Raw genomic sequence first — 14,536 nt, forward strand, 5'->3', positions numbered from 1 at the left:
TTGCTGGCGGCTTTTTTACTGGAGCCACGCATGGCAAACCTTGAACGGATCGTCAATGTGGCGATCTCCCTGAACACCACGGCGATCAAGCAGCAGAATTTCTCGGACATCCTGGTGCTGGGCGCGCACGCGCTGGCGGTCGGCCGGATTCTGGTCGTCTCGGAGGCGGCCGAGCTGCTGGAACTGGGCCTGAGCCAGGCCGACCCGCTGTACATCGCCGTGCGCGACGCTTTCAAGCAGATCCCGACCGTGCCGCGAGTCTTCGTCGGCCGGCGCCACGTCGAGACCTCGCATGTCGCGGTTACGCGTGCAAGCGCCAGCGATTATGTGATCAGGCTGTCCTGGCCAGTTTCGAGCGGCACCTTGCCGCTGGTGGCGTGCCGATTCACGGGGCGGGCCGATAGCACGCCGGCGGACATAGCCGCCGGCCTGGTCCAGGCCATCGTCGACAGTGGCGCCCCGGTGTCGCCGACCTCGGTGGGCTCGGATATCTACATCACCGCCAAGCAAGCCGGCCTTGCCGTGGCGGTCTCGGTTAAAGGCGATTTGTTCTTGAATGTTGCCCGCAGCCAGGAAACGCCTACGGTTGCGCTGACGGCATGCAGCAAGGAGAACGCCGATTGGTATGGCGTTGCCCTGGCCAGCCGCTATGAGGAGGATATCCTCGACGCGGCTGAATGGGTCGAATCGAACGGACGGCTGTTTGGCGTTTCCAGCGCCCAGGCCGGCATCCTCGACGCGGCCGCCACCGACGATCTGGCCTCGAAATGCCAGCAGAAGCAGTATTTCCGCACGCACGTCTGGTTTCACGGTAAGGCTGACAGCGAGGCGCTGGATGCGGCGGTGGCGGCCAACCGCTTCACGTTCTACCCGGGCGGGGAAACCTGGGCCAACGCGCGCCTGGCCGGCATCACCTACGACGGGCTGGCCGAGGGCCAGGCGCTGGCGGCGCACGCCAAGAACGCCAACACCTTCGAGCAGATGCGCAGCTTCGCCGTGACCCAGAACGGCAAGGTGGCCGCGGGCGAGTGGATCGACGTCATCCGCGGCCGCGACTGGTTGGCCGAGCAGGTCAAGATCGAGGTGGCCACCCAGCTCGTCAACGCACCCGGCAAGGTGCCGTTCACCGACGACGGTATCCAGGTTCTGGTGGCCGGCGTGCGCAAGGCCCTGATGCTGGCCCAGGCCCGCGGCCTGGTGGCGCCCGACGAGGTCGACGCCGCCGGCAAGATCATCCCGGGCTTTGTGATCTCGGCGCCGCTGTCGATGAACATTCCCACCAATGACAAGGCCAATCGCGTCCTGCGCGACCTCAAGTTCAGCGCTCGACTGGCCGGCGCCATCCATGTCGGCGACATCAAGGGCAACCTGACCTATCAACAAATCTAAGCGGAGCACCTGAGTATGTCCGTAAAAAGCTATGCCCCGAGCCGGGTGAAGATCGTGATGGGCGCGATCGCGCTCAGCGGCCTGGCCGAAGACACCTTTGTCACCGTGGCCGAGATCGGCGAGGGAATCACCTCGGTTTCGGGCGTCGATGGCGAGGTGGCCCGCGCCATGTCGCGCGACACACGCCTGCGCATCACCGTGACGCTGTTGCAAACCAGCGCCAGCAACGCGCATCTGTCGGCCTTGCACCAGGCGGACAAGGCCACCGACGGCGACGGCGCCGTGCCTGTGGCCGTGACCGACCTGCGGGGCAAGTCGCTGCACGCCTCGGATTCCGCCTGGATCGTCAAAAGCCCCGAAGCCGGTTACGGCGCCAAGGTCGGCACCCGTGAATGGGTGATCGAAACGGGTCCTTCTATCAACGTCATCGGAGGCAATAGCTGATGAGTCGCACGCTATCGGTTCCCATTGGAGCCACCACCTTCCATATTCTCAAGTTCGACGCATCCACCCAGCTCAAGCTGTTGGGCGATTTGCAGAAGGAGGTCCTGCCGGCTGCTGGCTCGCTGTTTGGTGCCGTCGTGGGTGGCCAGTCAAGCGACGGCTCCGCGGGTGCTGGCGGGGCCACACTGCGAGACGAGCAGGCCGTCATGCAAGCCCTGCGACACCTGTCCGGCCGCCTGGGCGGCGACGAGCTGCAGAAGTGGTTTGGGCTGCTGGTCGGCCCGGACAACGTCAGCTTCGAGCTTGAGGGCCGCGAGCCGCAAAAGCTCACCGATGCCCATCGCGGGCTGGCGTTCCAGGACTTCTCCGAAATCCTGGAGCTCATGTACCACGTCCTGATGCACAACTTCGCCGGCCCTTTGGCGCGTTGGGCCAGCCGCTTTGGTCTGGCCCGCGGGAAGCTGGGGAATCTGTCGGCGTCTTCCGCCCCGACTTTGAGCGAGAGCTGATCATCTGGCGGCCGATCCTGGCCGGCCATGTCAGCCTCGACGCGGTGCGCCAGGGGCATGTGGACCTGCTGGACATCCTGAAGCTGAACGCCCTGATGGACGCGCAGGAAGCCCAGCAGGCCCACGCCAATAGGAAAGACCGATGAATGTAGTTCGCGAGCTGGTTACCCTCCTGCGGTACGAGGTGGACGATTCGGGCCTGCAGCGGTACCAGCAGGCCTACGCGGAGGTCCAGAACACCATTGCACGGGTCACAGAATCCGCCGTGCAACGCATGCGCGAGAGCTTGAGGCAGGCTGCTACCCTGCGGCCCGCAGCCGTACCCGCGCCGGCCATGAGCACGCCTACGTCCGTAGGTCTGCCGTCCGCACCTCGTGGCGCGGCCGCGGCTGTTGCCGGCGTTGGGGCTGCATCGGCCTTTCCGGTCAACGTAGCGGATGCACGAGCTCGGATTGGGCAGGCGCAGGCCGCCTACGGCACCCTCATGGCCAAGGCGCGCAGCGGCCTGCACACGGTTCGGGAAATCGGAATCGGCACCTGGGAGGGCATTCGCCTGGGCATCCAGGACGCCCGCCAGGCTCAGGACAGAATGACCCGCGCGCAATGGCAGGGCGTGCGCGTACTCAAGGAGCAGGCCGGCGCCTTCTCGGGCCTGCGCAAGATCGTCGGCACGGTGTTCGGCGTGGCCGTGGTCCGGCGGATCTTCGGAGACATCGATGCGTGGGGCCAGATGGAGGCCCGCATGCGCCAAGCGACCGCTTCGGCGCAGGAGTACTCGGAGGTCGACCAACAACTGGCCCGCGTGGCCCGCCTGACCTACAAATCGTACGAGTCCAGCGCCGAGCTGTTCGTCCGCACGCGCCGCACCATGGCCGACCTGGGCAAAAGCACCCAGGACACGGTGGACGTGACGGAAGGCCTGGCGCTGGGGATGGCGCTATCCAGCACCAAGGCGCAGGACCAGGAATCGGTCATCGCATCGCTGACCACCGCCATCATGCAGGGCAAGCTGGCGATGCACCAGTACAGCACGCTGATGCGGGCTGCGCCTCGCCTGCAGGTGGCGCTGGCAGACGGGCTGGGTCTGACCACGGACAAGCTGCTCGAGCAGGTGAAGGCCGGCCGCCTCACCAGCGACAGGTTCCTGCCGGCGCTTCAGTCGCAACTGGTGAAGATGCGCATCGAGGCGCAGGGCATGCCGGTGACCATGGCGGACGCCATGACGGTATGGAACAACGCCTTTCAGCGGTTCTGGGGGCAGGCCTGGCTCGGGCGCCAGGCGGTGCTGGCTGTTACCCGCGCCATTGAATTCCTGGCCGATCACATTCAGACGGTGGTTGGGCTGCTGGCCCTGACCGGCGGCGCCTGGGGCTTGGTGAAGCTGCGGGCTTGGCTTCGCCTGGCCACGGTGCAATCGGGCGGGCTCATCCGTTCGCTGGTCTCCGCCACGCGCGCGGCGATCGGGCTGGATACGGCCATGGCGCTACGCCGCGGCCCCGCCGGCGCGCGCCGGATGCTCGCCCTCTGGAACCGTACGCTTGTGCCGATGCTCCGGATGGCTGCGTTGCTGTACACGATCTACCTGCTGATGGACGACATTGGCGTTTGGTATCGGGGCGGCGACTCGATGCTGGGCGACCTGATCGGCCCGGTGGAGGAATGGAAGGACGAGATCCAGACGGTCAAGACTTTCCTCATACAGATCAAGGACATGCTCGGCGGAGCCGGCCAGGACCTCAAGCCCTGGCTCAAGGGGCTTGGCACGATTCTGATCATGGTCTACGGGCTGTGGAAGATCTTCCGAGGGCTGTTGTGGGTCCTGGGCGTTGTCCGCGATGTGTTCGTGTTCCTGGCGACGCGGGTGGTGCCGATGCTATGGCGTGCCTTTGTGATGACGCCGTGGGGACGAATCGCGACGCTCGTCATCGGCGGCCTGTGGCTGATTTGGAAGTACTGGGATCAGATCAACAAGGCCCTGGGCGACGCCTGGACCTGGCTGCGGAGCAAAGCCAAAGGGACCTTCTTCGAACCGGTCCTCGAGTACATCGACGCATTGTGGGCGTTCTGGGTGGAGCTGGTGAAGGGCGTCGTTGCCCTGTTTACCGGCGACTGGGACGGCGCGATCGCGCATTGGCGCAACGCCTTCAGCGGCTTGTGGAAGTTCTTCGAGGATATCGGCGGTCGCATGATCGCCAAGATCCAGGAGATCGGGGCCGCCATCACCAAGTGGATTACCGACAAGGTCGAGGCGGCCGCGAAGTGGCTGGAGCGGCTGCTGCCGGGGGACATGCTGACCGACGACCACACGGCTGCCATGGCTGCCCCGAAGGAGCTGCTGGGCCACAAGGCTGTCTGGCAGGCGTTCGCAAACGGCACGGGTGTTCCGCTCGTGTCGGCCGGTGCTGCCGTGCGCGCCGGCGCGCCTGGTGGGCGAGGCCCTATGACCGTAGAGATCCACAACGAAACCACGGTCAATGCGCCTGGCGCTGATCCGGGCGCGGTTGCCGGCGCGACCGCGCGCGGCCTGGCCAACACCCAGCGGCGCAGCATTGACCGCCTGGCAGAGTTTCTGGACTTTCATACGGGCGTAGAAGCCGCAAGGTAGGGGTAGAGCCGCGATGAGCTTCGTGTCGATGGTGTTCGGGTGGGGCGGGGGCAGCAGCATCGGCGTGCTGCACCTGGACGCCCTGATCAGCGAGAGAACCTCGCTCAACAGCCGGGCGACCGAGTACCCGGTCGAGGACGGCCCGCCGGTGACCGACCACGTTGTGCAGGAATCGGAGCTGCTGACCCTGGAAGGCTGGGTGACGGCGGCGGAAGCCTCGTTGCTGGGCGGGATGAAGACGATCGCTTCGCGCATTGGCGGGCATGGCGGAGGCGGCCGCTCCAAGCTTATCGGGGCCAAAGAGGCGCTGCGCAAGATCCACGAAGACCGGCTGCCAGTGACCGTCGTGACCGGCTTGGATGTCTATGTCGGGTTCGTCATGGAGCGGTGCGATATCGACCGCAACAACGAGGACGGCGAGCGGTTCAGTATCAGCGCGGACTTCCGGAAGATCCGCAAGGTCGCGATGCGCCAGGCCGTGATTCCGCCAGAGAAGGTCAAGGGCGGCGTCAAAGGCAAGGCGGGCGCCACCAAGACCAACGCGGGCAAGGCGACCCCCAAGGAAGTGTCGGTGCTCAAGAGCGATACCGGCCAGGTCATCGGGAAGATCAAACAGGTCATCTTCGGGAAATGACGCAATGCTGCAGATACCGATCCTGGACGCCAATGACAGCCTCACCGAGGTGGAGCTGGACGGCGCCACGTTCTTTCTGGGCCTGTCCTGGAACAGCGAGGCCGAACGGTGGACGCTGTCCATCGAGAACGCCTACAACGAAGTGATCGTCGCCGGCATCGCCGTTGTGCCCGATACGCCGTTGCTGGCGCGGTATCGGCACTTGGCGGTGCCGGCCGGCGAGCTGGTGGCGCTGGCGCCCGACCGGCGCGATGTAATTGACCGGGAGGCCTTGCCCGCCGGCAAGGTGGCGCTGGTGTACGTCGAGGCGGCTGAGGTGGCTCATGGCTCGGTTTGATCGCGTGTACCGCCTGCTGGTGGGCAAGCCGAACCAGAAGGGGCTGGAGATCCGACAGCCCATGCGGGTGACCTTCGAAGTCAGCAAGGACGCCCAGGAAGAGCCCAACGACCACAAGATCAGGATCTACAACCTCGCCGCGGAAACTCGCCGGGCGCTGGAAGAACCTGGCTTGCGCTGCGTGCTGTACGCCGGCTATGCCGAAGAGGGCGGGCCGTTGTTGATGGCGTCGGGCAGCGTGGTTTACGCCTACACCTGGTACGAATTGCCGGATGTGGTGACCGAGCTTGCCGTGAAGGACGGCTACACCGAGGTGAGGGACACCGCCGTCTCGATTGGCCTGGGGGCGGGCGCACAGGCCAGCGCCATCATCCGGGATGTGGCGCGCCAGATGGGATTGCCCCTGGTGATGGCCGACGACGTGCCTGACCGCCGATGGCAACAGGGGTTTTCGTTCTACGGAGCCGCCCGCACCGCGCTGCACAAGGTGACGCAGGGTACCGGCCTGGAATGGTCGATCCAGAACCAGCAATTGCAGGTTGTGGGCCGGCGCGGGACGACCCGTCGCAAGGCGGTGGTACTGGCGGCTGACACGGGACTGATCGGCTATCCGGAGCGCACGCGCGAAGCGGCAAGGGAAAAAGCCCGCGTGCGTGACAGCCAGACAAACGACGACGTGCGCCTGGTCAGCGCCCGCCAGCAGCTCGACGGCTGGCGCGTGACCTCGTTGTTGCTGCCTACGATCAATCCTGGCGACCTGGTCAAGCTGGAGAGCCGCACGGTGCAGGCATTCCAGCGGGTGGAGGCGGTGCGTCACTACGGCGACAGTGCCGGTGGCGACTGGCAATCCGAGCTGCAGCTGGTCGATCCGCATCTGCCGCATCGTGAGAAGAGAAAGACATGAAAAACCCGATTGCAGGGCTGCGGGCCCTGATCGACGCGGAGCTGGCAGACGTGTATACGACGCTGCCGGGGGAAGTCGTGTCTTATGACGGCGTCACGGTGACCGCGCGCCCGGCCCTGGCCAAGCGCCTGGCAAACGGCGAAGTCCTGACTCCGCCCCAGATCGTCCGGGTGCCGGTCAGGTGGTTCACGGGGGACGTGAACGGCGCGCTGGCGCTCATATCGGTCCCGCTCAAGCCGGGCGACCCAATCACGCTGTCGTTTTCGGCCCGCTCTATCGAAAACTGGCTGGCCGGCGAGGACGGGCCGCCCGACGATCCCCGCCAGTTCGATCTGTCGGACGCGTTCGCCAGCCCCGTGGTGCGGCCGGGAATCGCCAGGGCCGATACCGAGAATCTGAGCATTCAGTACGGCCAGGCCTCGATGAAGCTGTCGCCAGCCGGCGCACTGAGCTTCGTGGTTGCGTCCTGGACAGTGCAGGCCGAGCAGACCACGTTCAACACACCCCTGACCGTAAACGGGCCGCTGCGGTACACGCAGGGCCTGTCCGGTGAAGGAGGCGAGGGCGGTGCATCGATGACCGTCCGCGGCGGTGTGGCGTTCGAGGGAGGCCGGCTTACCCATGACGGCAAGGACGTGGGCGCCACGCACGCGCACCCCAACGGCATGGGCGGAATGACGGAGGAACCTGTTGGATGACGATCGATCTTGCACTGTCCGACAACCACGACCTGGCGCTGGACCTTGTCGGCCGCGCTTCGTTGATCGACGGCGCCGCCAAGGTGGCGCAACAGATCAAGGTGACGCTGCTGGCCTTCCTGGGCGAGTGGTTCCTCGATACCAGCTTCGGCGTGCCGTACTTCGAGGAAGTCCTGGTGAAGTCCCCCAATCGAGCCGCGGTCGAGGCTGCGTTTCGCGCCCGGATCGGTGAGGTGCCTGGCGTGTCCCGCGTCCGGCGCCTGGGGCTGGAAATCGATCACGGCCAGCGGCTTCTGCGCGTCTCCTACGAGGCCGACACATCGGCGGGCCTGCTTGCCCAGGTAGTCGACCTGCATCGCCCCTGAACCCATTTTCTTGAGTAGTCCATGGCCTACGGTCTCACACCGGACGGGTTCGTCCGCATGCGCCTGCCTGAAATCCGGCAGGAAATCATCGAAGACCTGCGCGCCCGGTTGAGGGCGGCAGGCGTAAACGACGCCATCGAAACGCGGCCAGACAGTGTCATCGGTCTGCTGATCGACACCTTCGCCGAGCGAGCGGCGGCCCTCTGGGAGCAAATGGAGGGCGTTTACCTTTCGATGTACCCCGGCTCGGCCGTCGGCGTGTCGCTGGATCGGTCGGTTGCCTTCACCGGGGTGACGCGCCAACCTGACCAGCAGGCACGGGCTTATGTCGTCCTGTATGGAGCTGAGGGTACGGCTGTTCCCGCCGGCGCCTTGGTGCGCCACCGGGTCAGCCAGAACCTCTGGGCGCTTGCCGGGGATGCGCAGATCCGCAGAGCTGCCACCGCCGACGTGTGGCTGCGGCCCGTGGTGACGCCTGCGTCGCTGTACGAGATCGTCGTTGACGGTCAGGCCTATTCCTACACTTCAGGCCCCAGCACCAACCTGCCGGCGATCCTGGCCGGCCTCGTGGCCGCACTGGCGTCCACGGGCCTGGCAGTTTCCAGCGACGGCGCGGCTATTCGCCTTCGAACCGATGGCCGGGTGGCGCGCGCTTTCACCTGGTCACCGACCTTGGACCTGGTGCGCCTGGGTTCGCCGGCGCTGGCCGTCTCGGCCGACCCGTCGGAAGAAGCGGCCGCGCCGGGCGACTTGAACGGCATCGTGACGGCCGTGGATGGTTGGGATGCGGTGGAGAACCTGCAGGCCGGCGTTCCGGGGCGCTTGGCCGAGAATGACGCCGCGCTGCGGGCGCGGTATCCCACCGGCTTGTTCCGCCTGGGTGCGGCGACCCTGCCAAGCCTCGCGCCCAACATCCGTGATCAGGTGCCTGGCGTGCGGGCGCTACGTGTGTTCCAGAACACCAGCGATGACGTTGACTCGGCAGGCCGGCCGCCGCATTGCATCCATGTGGTCGTGGACGGCGGCCTGGACGACGAAGTCGCCCAGGCGATCTTCTGGACCAAAGGGGGCGGCATTGATACCCATGGGGCGACACGCGTCGTTGTGACCGACAAACAAGGCGCCCGGCATCCCATCCAGTTCGACCGGCCCCAACGGGTCTTTGTCTGGGTGTGGTGCGCGGTGACGCTGCTGCCTCCCTCTGAGCAGGCCTTCCCGCCGGATGGATTCGACGCGATCACAGCAAGTCTCGCCGCGGCGGGGGATGGTTTCTCGATTGGGGACGACGTGATCCGCCAGCGGCTCTTTGGCGCGATCTACCGCACGCCGGGCATCGCCACGGTGGATCTGCGGCTGGCCCATTCCACGGATCCCACGTTCGTCCCCCGCCAGGCCGACTACACCACATCCAACATCGACATCCTGGATTCCCAGGTGGCCGTGTTTGACCAATCTCGCATCAAGGTGACCTGATGGATCTGCAGCAAGACCATGCCGGCATCGCCTGGTCCCACTGGCTGGGTCAGTTCCAAGGCAAGCCGAGGCTTGAAGCCTTGGTCAAAGCGTTGTTGAAGCCGGCCGACGGCCTGCAGGGCGCCTTGCTCGCCATGTATGAGCAGCGCTGGCTGGATACGGCCGAGGGGCGGCAGCTCGACGGCATCGGCGAAATCGTCGGTCTGCAGCGCGCTATCGATGACGCGATCTATGTGCGGTTCTTCGGCTTTGCCGGGCAGCCAAATGTTGGCGGCTTTGGTGAAGTGCGACTGCGCCGAGCCAACGAGCGGTCGGTGGCTGGCTCGACCCGGCTGCTCGATGCCGAATACCGAAAGCTGCTGTATTGGAAGATCGCCCTGAACAACGGCCACGGCACGACGCCCGAAATCATGGCCTCGCTCAAACCGATTTTCGACGTCAACAACGTGGTGGTGCAGGACGCGGGCAACGCCAAGATCCGCATTTGGGTCAGCCGGATTCCAGGCCCGAACGACCCGCTGATGGTCAATCCCTACAAATGGGTGCCGGCGGCCGCTGGCGTGGGCGTGCAAATTATCTCCGGCTCAACGGAAAAGCCGTTTGGCTTTCGTGAGCAGGGTTTCTACGGTTTTGGCGCCGGCGTGCTGGCGCGGGAAATTCACTGATGGCTGAAACCAACTTCTTCCAGCTCTTCAAGGCAACGTGGGCGCAGAACGGCACCACGGATCGGATCTCGGCCGCCCAGTACAGCGCGGGGTGGGCCTACATCGGGTCGTTGCCGCCGACGGTAGAGCAATTCAACGCTGTGCAGCAGTTCACGGATCAAAAGCTGACCTGGGTTTACCGGCATCTGGAGGCCGTGGCCACCTTGACCGGCCGGGAGCTCACGGCGGCGGGCAGCGATGCGATCTCGTATGCATTCCAGAACTTGAATGCCTCGAGGCTGACCGCTGGCACCGTGCCGGTTGAGCGTCTGCCGGAAAGGGCCCCATCTATGACGGTAGGCGCGGCCTCCAAATGGGAAACGCCGCGCAATATCTCCATCAGCGGCGGGGCGACGGCGCGAGCCAAATTGTTCGACGGATCTGCGGATGTGGCGCTGCAGGTGACAGGCCTGAGCATGAGCGCGGCCACGGGCGTGCTGCTGCCGGTGAATGGTGGCACAGGGCTGAATTGGATTCCACCCGGCAACTACCTGGTCGGCAATGGCACTGCGCCGATGACTTTCAAGACGCCAGGTCAGGTGTTCAGCGATCTCGGCATTGCCGAGGCCATCATCGACATGGCTCGGAGGATCTTGTATAGCCCAGCGTTCACGGGTGCGCCTACCGCCCCGACGCCGGCGCTGACGGACAACAGCACCCGGCTCGCCACCACGGCATTCGTATCCGGCAACTCCCTGCGCAAGTGCTCGGCCAACGCGCTGCCCGTCACTAACATTGGTCCTGTCTTCGTGACCGAGTTCGGTGAAATCTGGAGCTGGGTCAGCACGCTCAGCTACACCGGCTATAGGTCACCAAACTGCGGCCAGATCGCTTACTTCGCAACGGATCAAGTTCCGATGGGCTGGTTGAAGGCGAACGGCACTGAGGCATCCCGAACCGCCTTCGCCGGCATTTTCTCGGTCATTGGGACAAGGTTCGGCGTTGGTGATGGCGCTACGACATTTGGCTTGCCCGATCAGCGCGGCGAATTTATCCGTGGTTGGGATGACAGCCGAGGCGTCGATAGCGGCCGGGTTGTTGGTTCGGCGCAGGCGGCCACAGCAATTCGCCTGCTGATTGACAACTACGTAGGCTACGCCGCGGGCACGTTTGCTATTGGCATGCGGAACGTCGATGGGGTTCTGTTCGGCGAAGGAGGTGAAAACCGCACTGTCGGATCAGATTCGACTTTCTATGTCGCCAGCACCCTGGTTAGAGGCGGCGCGAATGACAACACTGCCTATTTCGTCAGGCCGCGCAACGTCGCGCTAATGGCCTGCATCAAGATTTAAGAGAAATCCATGGACATCCAGAAAACCAAAATCGTCTCGCAGCTGGGGCCGGATGGCTACCTGGTCGGGCCGACCATTGCCGACGAGTCGCCGCTGGAGCCGGGCGTGTTCCTGATCCCCGGTGGCGCCATCGACCGCGTCCCGCCCGAAATGCAGCCCGGCATCGCGTACCGCCCTGATGATGCCAGCGACGGCTGGATCGAGGAAGAGGATCATCGCATCGAAACGCTGTATCGCACCAGCGACGGCTCGGTGTATCCGTTCGGTGCGAAGCACGCCGATGAAACCTACAACGGCATCGGCCCCATCCCCGCCTGGCTGACCGCCAAACCCCGGCCCGACGCCTGGAGCGTGTGGAAAGACGGAGCCTGGGTGCGTGACGAAGCTGCGTGGCAGGCCGAAAAGATGGCCACCGAGCGTGCCTGGCGTGGATCGCAGTTGGATGCGACCGACGCTTTGGTCCAGCGCCATCGAGACGAGCTCGAGGACGGGTCCAGCACCACATTGATCGCTGGGCAGTACCAGGAGCTGCAGGCGTATCGCCGCACCCTGCGAGAGTGGCCGGAGACGGCAGGCTTCCCGTCGACCGACCTGCGCCCCGTGGCGCCGGCCTGGTTGTCCCTGCGCTAACCAGGCAGCCGCATCCACATCGCTCATAGACCGCCTCGGCGGTCTTTTTTTCGTCCATCCGGGAGGCAGCAATGCGACCCCATCAAAGGAATTTCTGCATGGAACCCACATCTGCCGGCTTCGGCGGTGGCGCCGCGGTGAAAGTGGCGCTGGCCTATGGCGCGCCTGCCGCGCTGGCCGCCATCCTCGGGCTGTTGATCATGCCGCCCAAGACCTCAAGGGAGTTCACCGTGCGCTCGATATGCACGGTGGCGTGTTCGTTCATTTTCGGGCCGGCGCTGGCGGTCGCCGTCCTTACGTGGAAGCCGAGCCTGATGGAAGCCATGACCTGGCTTGCCCGGCACGGTGCCGAAGGTGACGACCTGGCGCTGGCGAGGTTCTATGTCCTTGGGCCGAGCATGCTACTCGCGGGCCTGCCGGCCTGGTGGGTGCTGGGTGCCTATATGCAGTGGATGTCGCGCATTCGCGAGATCGGGGTTGTCGCGTGGGTGAAAGAGGTGCTGGCGCTGCTGCCCTGGCGCCGGACTGGCGGGGAGGGGTGAGCATGGACTTGAAAGAGGTTGTAGAGCGGGCGATCGAGCCGGCGCTGGCGTTGCTGCCGGCGCGCATGGATACGCCTGCGGCGCGCGTCATGTTGCTGGCCATCGGCCTGCAGGAAAGCCGCTTTGTGCATCGGCGCCAGATCGGCGGGCCGGCGAGGGGCTTCTGGCAATTCGAGAAGGGCTCGCGTGCGAGTCGTGGCGGGGTGTGGGGCGTATGCCTACATCCAGCGTGCAAGGGCCACCTGGCGGCTCTGTGCAAGGCCCGTAGCGTGGCGTGCGATCCCGATGCGATCTATGCGGCGCTGGAATATGACGACGTGCTGGCAGCAGGTGTGGCGCGGCTGCTGCTTTGGACCGATCCCAAGGTGCTTCCGGCCATCGGCGATTGGGAGGCAGCCTGGTCGCTGTACCTGCGCACCTGGCGGCCGGGCAAGCCCAAGCCGGACAGCTGGCCACCCCTTTACAGCCGGGCCACGGACGAGGTGGCACCGTGAGCGCCCTGACGCGCGCTGCGGGCCTGCTGGCCGGTTGGAAGGGGTACGCCGTGGCTGCGTTCGCCGGGGGGCTTGCGCTCGGTGTTGCCGCCTGGACAGCGCAGGCCTGGCGCTATACGGCACAGTTGGCAGACATGCGCGCCGCCCACGCACAGGAGCGAGATGCCCAGGCGCAGGCCGCAGTTGCCGCCGTCGAGGCGGCCAGAAGTGAAGAGCGGCGGCGCATGGCCGCCATGGAGAAGGCCCGTGATGATGCTCAGAAACAGGCCGCTGCGGCAGCTGCTGATGCTGTTGGCGCTCGTGATGAGCGCGACCGGTTGCGTGCCCGCGCAAACACGTTGGCTCGCGCCGCAGTTACCCGAGATCCCGCTCTTGCCAGCGGAAGCCCGTCAGGGGCCGCTGCCGTCGATTTGCTCGCCTACATGCTCGGCCGCGCTGTCGATCGAGCTGAAGCGCTTGCGGGAATTGCAGACCGTGCCCGCATCGCAGGACTGACCTGCGAGCGTGCCTATGGAGAGATGAGTCACCTCGATCCCTGACCGCGTCGTAGCAACGTGCCAGTAGTGGGGCGGGCTCGGATGATTATCTGAAGGAATAGCGATTTTGTGTATCTAGACGGCATTAATTTTCCTGCCTGGCTGCCGTAAGTTTTTGAGGAGGTAATCGCCATGCGCGTTATGCAAACGAGTTTGCCTATAGCTGTCCTCGCCACATCGTTGATGTTGGTAGTTATAGCTGTCATGGACGGAAAGTACCTTAGCGCCTTCGCATGGATTCTCGGTTGCCTTGCAGTCCAAGTCTGCCTACTGGGAATTTCTCGCCCATGGGAGGACGATGCCTGGCTTTTCAAGGTGCTAGCTATGGTTACTACGATCTGCGCGATCTTCGCGGCATTCAGTGGCAGTGCGGCGACAGATTCGCGCCGTCAGGCGGCTCAATTGGAGTTGAGGAGTTTCTACCTGAATGTGATGGGTGGAATGTATGGGCAGGTGAGTCCAGTAGCAAACAAGATGGCCGAGGTAGGAGTGCGGCGTTGTGCTGTTCAAAGCTATTTGGACCTCGCAGATTTGGCACATGAGCTGCATAAGGCGCAGCACCTTGGGCCGGGTTCTTCCTTGGCTTTGGGTACTTACGAGCAATTGGCTGGAGCCGACAAGCCTCCTCCAAGCTGCATAGCGTCTTTCGTCGAATTCAATCGAGTTGCCCCGGATGTGGCTAAGGTATTTTTGCACCGATACCCTGAAGTACTGACCTATAAGTGAATCGGTGTCACTACGGGAACAGCCTAGTAAGAGACCAAAAAGTCGCACAAAGAATTTGGCTCGACCGGCCGGTTAGGCATACTGGTCTGGCAGACCCAATAGGAAACGCCCCGCTGGCAGCAACCAGCGAGGCGTTAGGTCTGTGACAAGCCCTGTAGGAAGGAAGAATCACAAATGGAAGTTAGCACCGACTCAAAATTGGCTCACGCGACGAATGCACCGGAGGTATAAGTCTATCATCGGTACCCATCAAA

Annotated in this window: 17 protein-coding genes; all 17 read left to right on the forward strand. The window is 64.5% G+C overall.

Translation table 11 applies throughout. The features are described from left to right. The first annotated feature begins 30 nt into the window (after nt 1-30). The 17 genes from HV783_RS11175 to HV783_RS11260 all read left to right on the forward strand — a co-directional run bounded on the left by HV783_RS11175 (nt 31) and on the right by HV783_RS11260 (nt 14,282). Nucleotides 31-1,389 (forward strand): DUF3383 family protein, encoded by a 1,359-nt coding sequence (locus tag HV783_RS11175; RefSeq protein WP_175189136.1) that lies wholly within the window; start codon nt 31-33, stop codon nt 1,387-1,389. Nucleotides 1,390-1,404: 15 nt separating this feature from the next. Next, nucleotides 1,405-1,833 carry a phage structural protein gene (locus HV783_RS11180; RefSeq protein ID WP_045953074.1) on the forward strand — a complete coding sequence of 143 codons (429 nt, stop codon included), beginning with the start codon at nt 1,405-1,407 and terminating at the stop codon, nt 1,831-1,833. Continuing rightward, nucleotides 1,833-2,342 carry a phage tail assembly chaperone gene (locus HV783_RS11185; RefSeq protein WP_175189137.1) on the forward strand — a complete coding sequence of 170 codons (510 nt, stop codon included), beginning with the start codon at nt 1,833-1,835 and terminating at the stop codon, nt 2,340-2,342. The genes HV783_RS11180 and HV783_RS11185 overlap by 1 nt, the downstream gene beginning before the upstream one ends. A gap of 142 nt (nt 2,343-2,484) precedes the next feature. Next, a complete protein-coding gene (locus HV783_RS11190; RefSeq protein WP_175189138.1) occupies nt 2,485-4,947 on the forward strand; it encodes a tape measure protein in 2,463 nt (820 codons plus the stop codon). A gap of 13 nt (nt 4,948-4,960) precedes the next feature. Beyond that, a complete protein-coding gene (locus tag HV783_RS11195) occupies nt 4,961-5,581 on the forward strand; it encodes a phage baseplate protein (protein ID WP_175189139.1) in 621 nt (206 codons plus the stop codon). A gap of 4 nt (nt 5,582-5,585) precedes the next feature. Then, a complete protein-coding gene (locus tag HV783_RS11200) occupies nt 5,586-5,918 on the forward strand; it encodes a phage baseplate plug family protein (protein ID WP_175189140.1) in 333 nt (110 codons plus the stop codon). After that, nucleotides 5,905-6,822: a phage protein gene (locus HV783_RS11205; protein WP_175189141.1), complete on the forward strand. Its 918-nt coding sequence runs from the start codon at nt 5,905-5,907 to the stop codon at nt 6,820-6,822. The genes HV783_RS11200 and HV783_RS11205 overlap by 14 nt, the downstream gene beginning before the upstream one ends. Further along, nucleotides 6,819-7,520 carry a Gp138 family membrane-puncturing spike protein gene (locus HV783_RS11210; RefSeq protein WP_175189142.1) on the forward strand — a complete coding sequence of 234 codons (702 nt, stop codon included), beginning with the start codon at nt 6,819-6,821 and terminating at the stop codon, nt 7,518-7,520. Before HV783_RS11205 ends, HV783_RS11210 begins: the two co-directional genes overlap by 4 nt. Then, nucleotides 7,517-7,885: a contractile injection system sheath initiator gene (locus HV783_RS11215; protein WP_175189143.1), complete on the forward strand. Its 369-nt coding sequence runs from the start codon at nt 7,517-7,519 to the stop codon at nt 7,883-7,885. The genes HV783_RS11210 and HV783_RS11215 overlap by 4 nt, the downstream gene beginning before the upstream one ends. 21 nt (nt 7,886-7,906) lie before the next feature. Next, the gene (locus HV783_RS11220; protein WP_175189144.1) at nt 7,907-9,358 is read left to right on the forward strand and encodes a baseplate J/gp47 family protein; all 1,452 of its coding nucleotides are present in this window, start codon (nt 7,907-7,909) and stop codon (nt 9,356-9,358) included. Further along, nucleotides 9,358-10,023, forward strand: coding sequence for a baseplate wedge 1 family protein (locus HV783_RS11225; RefSeq protein WP_175189145.1), 666 nt, complete (start codon nt 9,358-9,360; stop codon nt 10,021-10,023). Before HV783_RS11220 ends, HV783_RS11225 begins: the two co-directional genes overlap by 1 nt. Continuing rightward, a complete protein-coding gene (locus HV783_RS29350; RefSeq protein ID WP_217484229.1) occupies nt 10,023-11,354 on the forward strand; it encodes a phage tail protein in 1,332 nt (443 codons plus the stop codon). Before HV783_RS11225 ends, HV783_RS29350 begins: the two co-directional genes overlap by 1 nt. Nucleotides 11,355-11,363: 9 nt before the next feature. Further along, nucleotides 11,364-11,984, forward strand: a complete 621-nt coding sequence (locus tag HV783_RS29355; RefSeq protein ID WP_217484230.1) for a phage tail assembly chaperone — start codon at nt 11,364-11,366, stop codon at nt 11,982-11,984. Between the two features lie 98 nt (nt 11,985-12,082). Next, on the forward strand, nt 12,083-12,526 hold the full coding sequence (locus tag HV783_RS11245) for a hypothetical protein (RefSeq protein ID WP_175189146.1): 444 nt from the start codon (nt 12,083-12,085) through the stop codon (nt 12,524-12,526). A 2-nt stretch (nt 12,527-12,528) separates the two neighbouring features. Then, nucleotides 12,529-13,020 carry a hypothetical protein gene (locus tag HV783_RS11250; protein ID WP_175189147.1) on the forward strand — a complete coding sequence of 164 codons (492 nt, stop codon included), beginning with the start codon at nt 12,529-12,531 and terminating at the stop codon, nt 13,018-13,020. After that, complete coding sequence (locus HV783_RS11255) at nt 13,017-13,559, forward strand: DUF2514 family protein (RefSeq protein ID WP_254603872.1); 543 nt, start codon at nt 13,017-13,019, stop codon at nt 13,557-13,559. Before HV783_RS11250 ends, HV783_RS11255 begins: the two co-directional genes overlap by 4 nt. 321 nt (nt 13,560-13,880) lie before the next feature. Beyond that, nucleotides 13,881-14,282, forward strand: coding sequence for a hypothetical protein (locus HV783_RS11260; RefSeq protein WP_175189148.1), 402 nt, complete (start codon nt 13,881-13,883; stop codon nt 14,280-14,282). Nucleotides 14,283-14,536 lie beyond the last annotated feature (254 nt).

Origin of the sequence: Achromobacter dolens (assembly GCF_902859745.1) — a bacterium.
GTDB classification, from domain to species: domain Bacteria; phylum Pseudomonadota; class Gammaproteobacteria; order Burkholderiales; family Burkholderiaceae_B; genus Achromobacter; species Achromobacter dolens.

Coding starts and splice junctions, on each gene's coding strand:
- HV783_RS11210 (WP_175189142.1), top strand. CDS start 6,819: ATGAAAAACCCGATTGCAGGGCTGCGGGCCCTGATCGACGCGGAGCTG.
- HV783_RS11195 (WP_175189139.1), top strand. CDS start 4,961: ATGAGCTTCGTGTCGATGGTGTTCGGGTGGGGCGGGGGCAGCAGCATC.
- HV783_RS11180 (WP_045953074.1), top strand. CDS start 1,405: ATGTCCGTAAAAAGCTATGCCCCGAGCCGGGTGAAGATCGTGATGGGC.
- HV783_RS11205 (WP_175189141.1), top strand. CDS start 5,905: ATGGCTCGGTTTGATCGCGTGTACCGCCTGCTGGTGGGCAAGCCGAAC.
- HV783_RS11175 (WP_175189136.1), top strand. CDS start 31: ATGGCAAACCTTGAACGGATCGTCAATGTGGCGATCTCCCTGAACACC.
- HV783_RS11225 (WP_175189145.1), top strand. CDS start 9,358: ATGGATCTGCAGCAAGACCATGCCGGCATCGCCTGGTCCCACTGGCTG.
- HV783_RS11250 (WP_175189147.1), top strand. CDS start 12,529: ATGGACTTGAAAGAGGTTGTAGAGCGGGCGATCGAGCCGGCGCTGGCG.
- HV783_RS11215 (WP_175189143.1), top strand. CDS start 7,517: ATGACGATCGATCTTGCACTGTCCGACAACCACGACCTGGCGCTGGAC.
- HV783_RS11185 (WP_175189137.1), top strand. CDS start 1,833: ATGAGTCGCACGCTATCGGTTCCCATTGGAGCCACCACCTTCCATATT.
- HV783_RS29350 (WP_217484229.1), top strand. CDS start 10,023: ATGGCTGAAACCAACTTCTTCCAGCTCTTCAAGGCAACGTGGGCGCAG.
- HV783_RS29355 (WP_217484230.1), top strand. CDS start 11,364: ATGGACATCCAGAAAACCAAAATCGTCTCGCAGCTGGGGCCGGATGGC.
- HV783_RS11245 (WP_175189146.1), top strand. CDS start 12,083: ATGGAACCCACATCTGCCGGCTTCGGCGGTGGCGCCGCGGTGAAAGTG.
- HV783_RS11220 (WP_175189144.1), top strand. CDS start 7,907: ATGGCCTACGGTCTCACACCGGACGGGTTCGTCCGCATGCGCCTGCCT.
- HV783_RS11200 (WP_175189140.1), top strand. CDS start 5,586: ATGCTGCAGATACCGATCCTGGACGCCAATGACAGCCTCACCGAGGTG.
- HV783_RS11190 (WP_175189138.1), top strand. CDS start 2,485: ATGAATGTAGTTCGCGAGCTGGTTACCCTCCTGCGGTACGAGGTGGAC.
- HV783_RS11260 (WP_175189148.1), top strand. CDS start 13,881: ATGGTTACTACGATCTGCGCGATCTTCGCGGCATTCAGTGGCAGTGCG.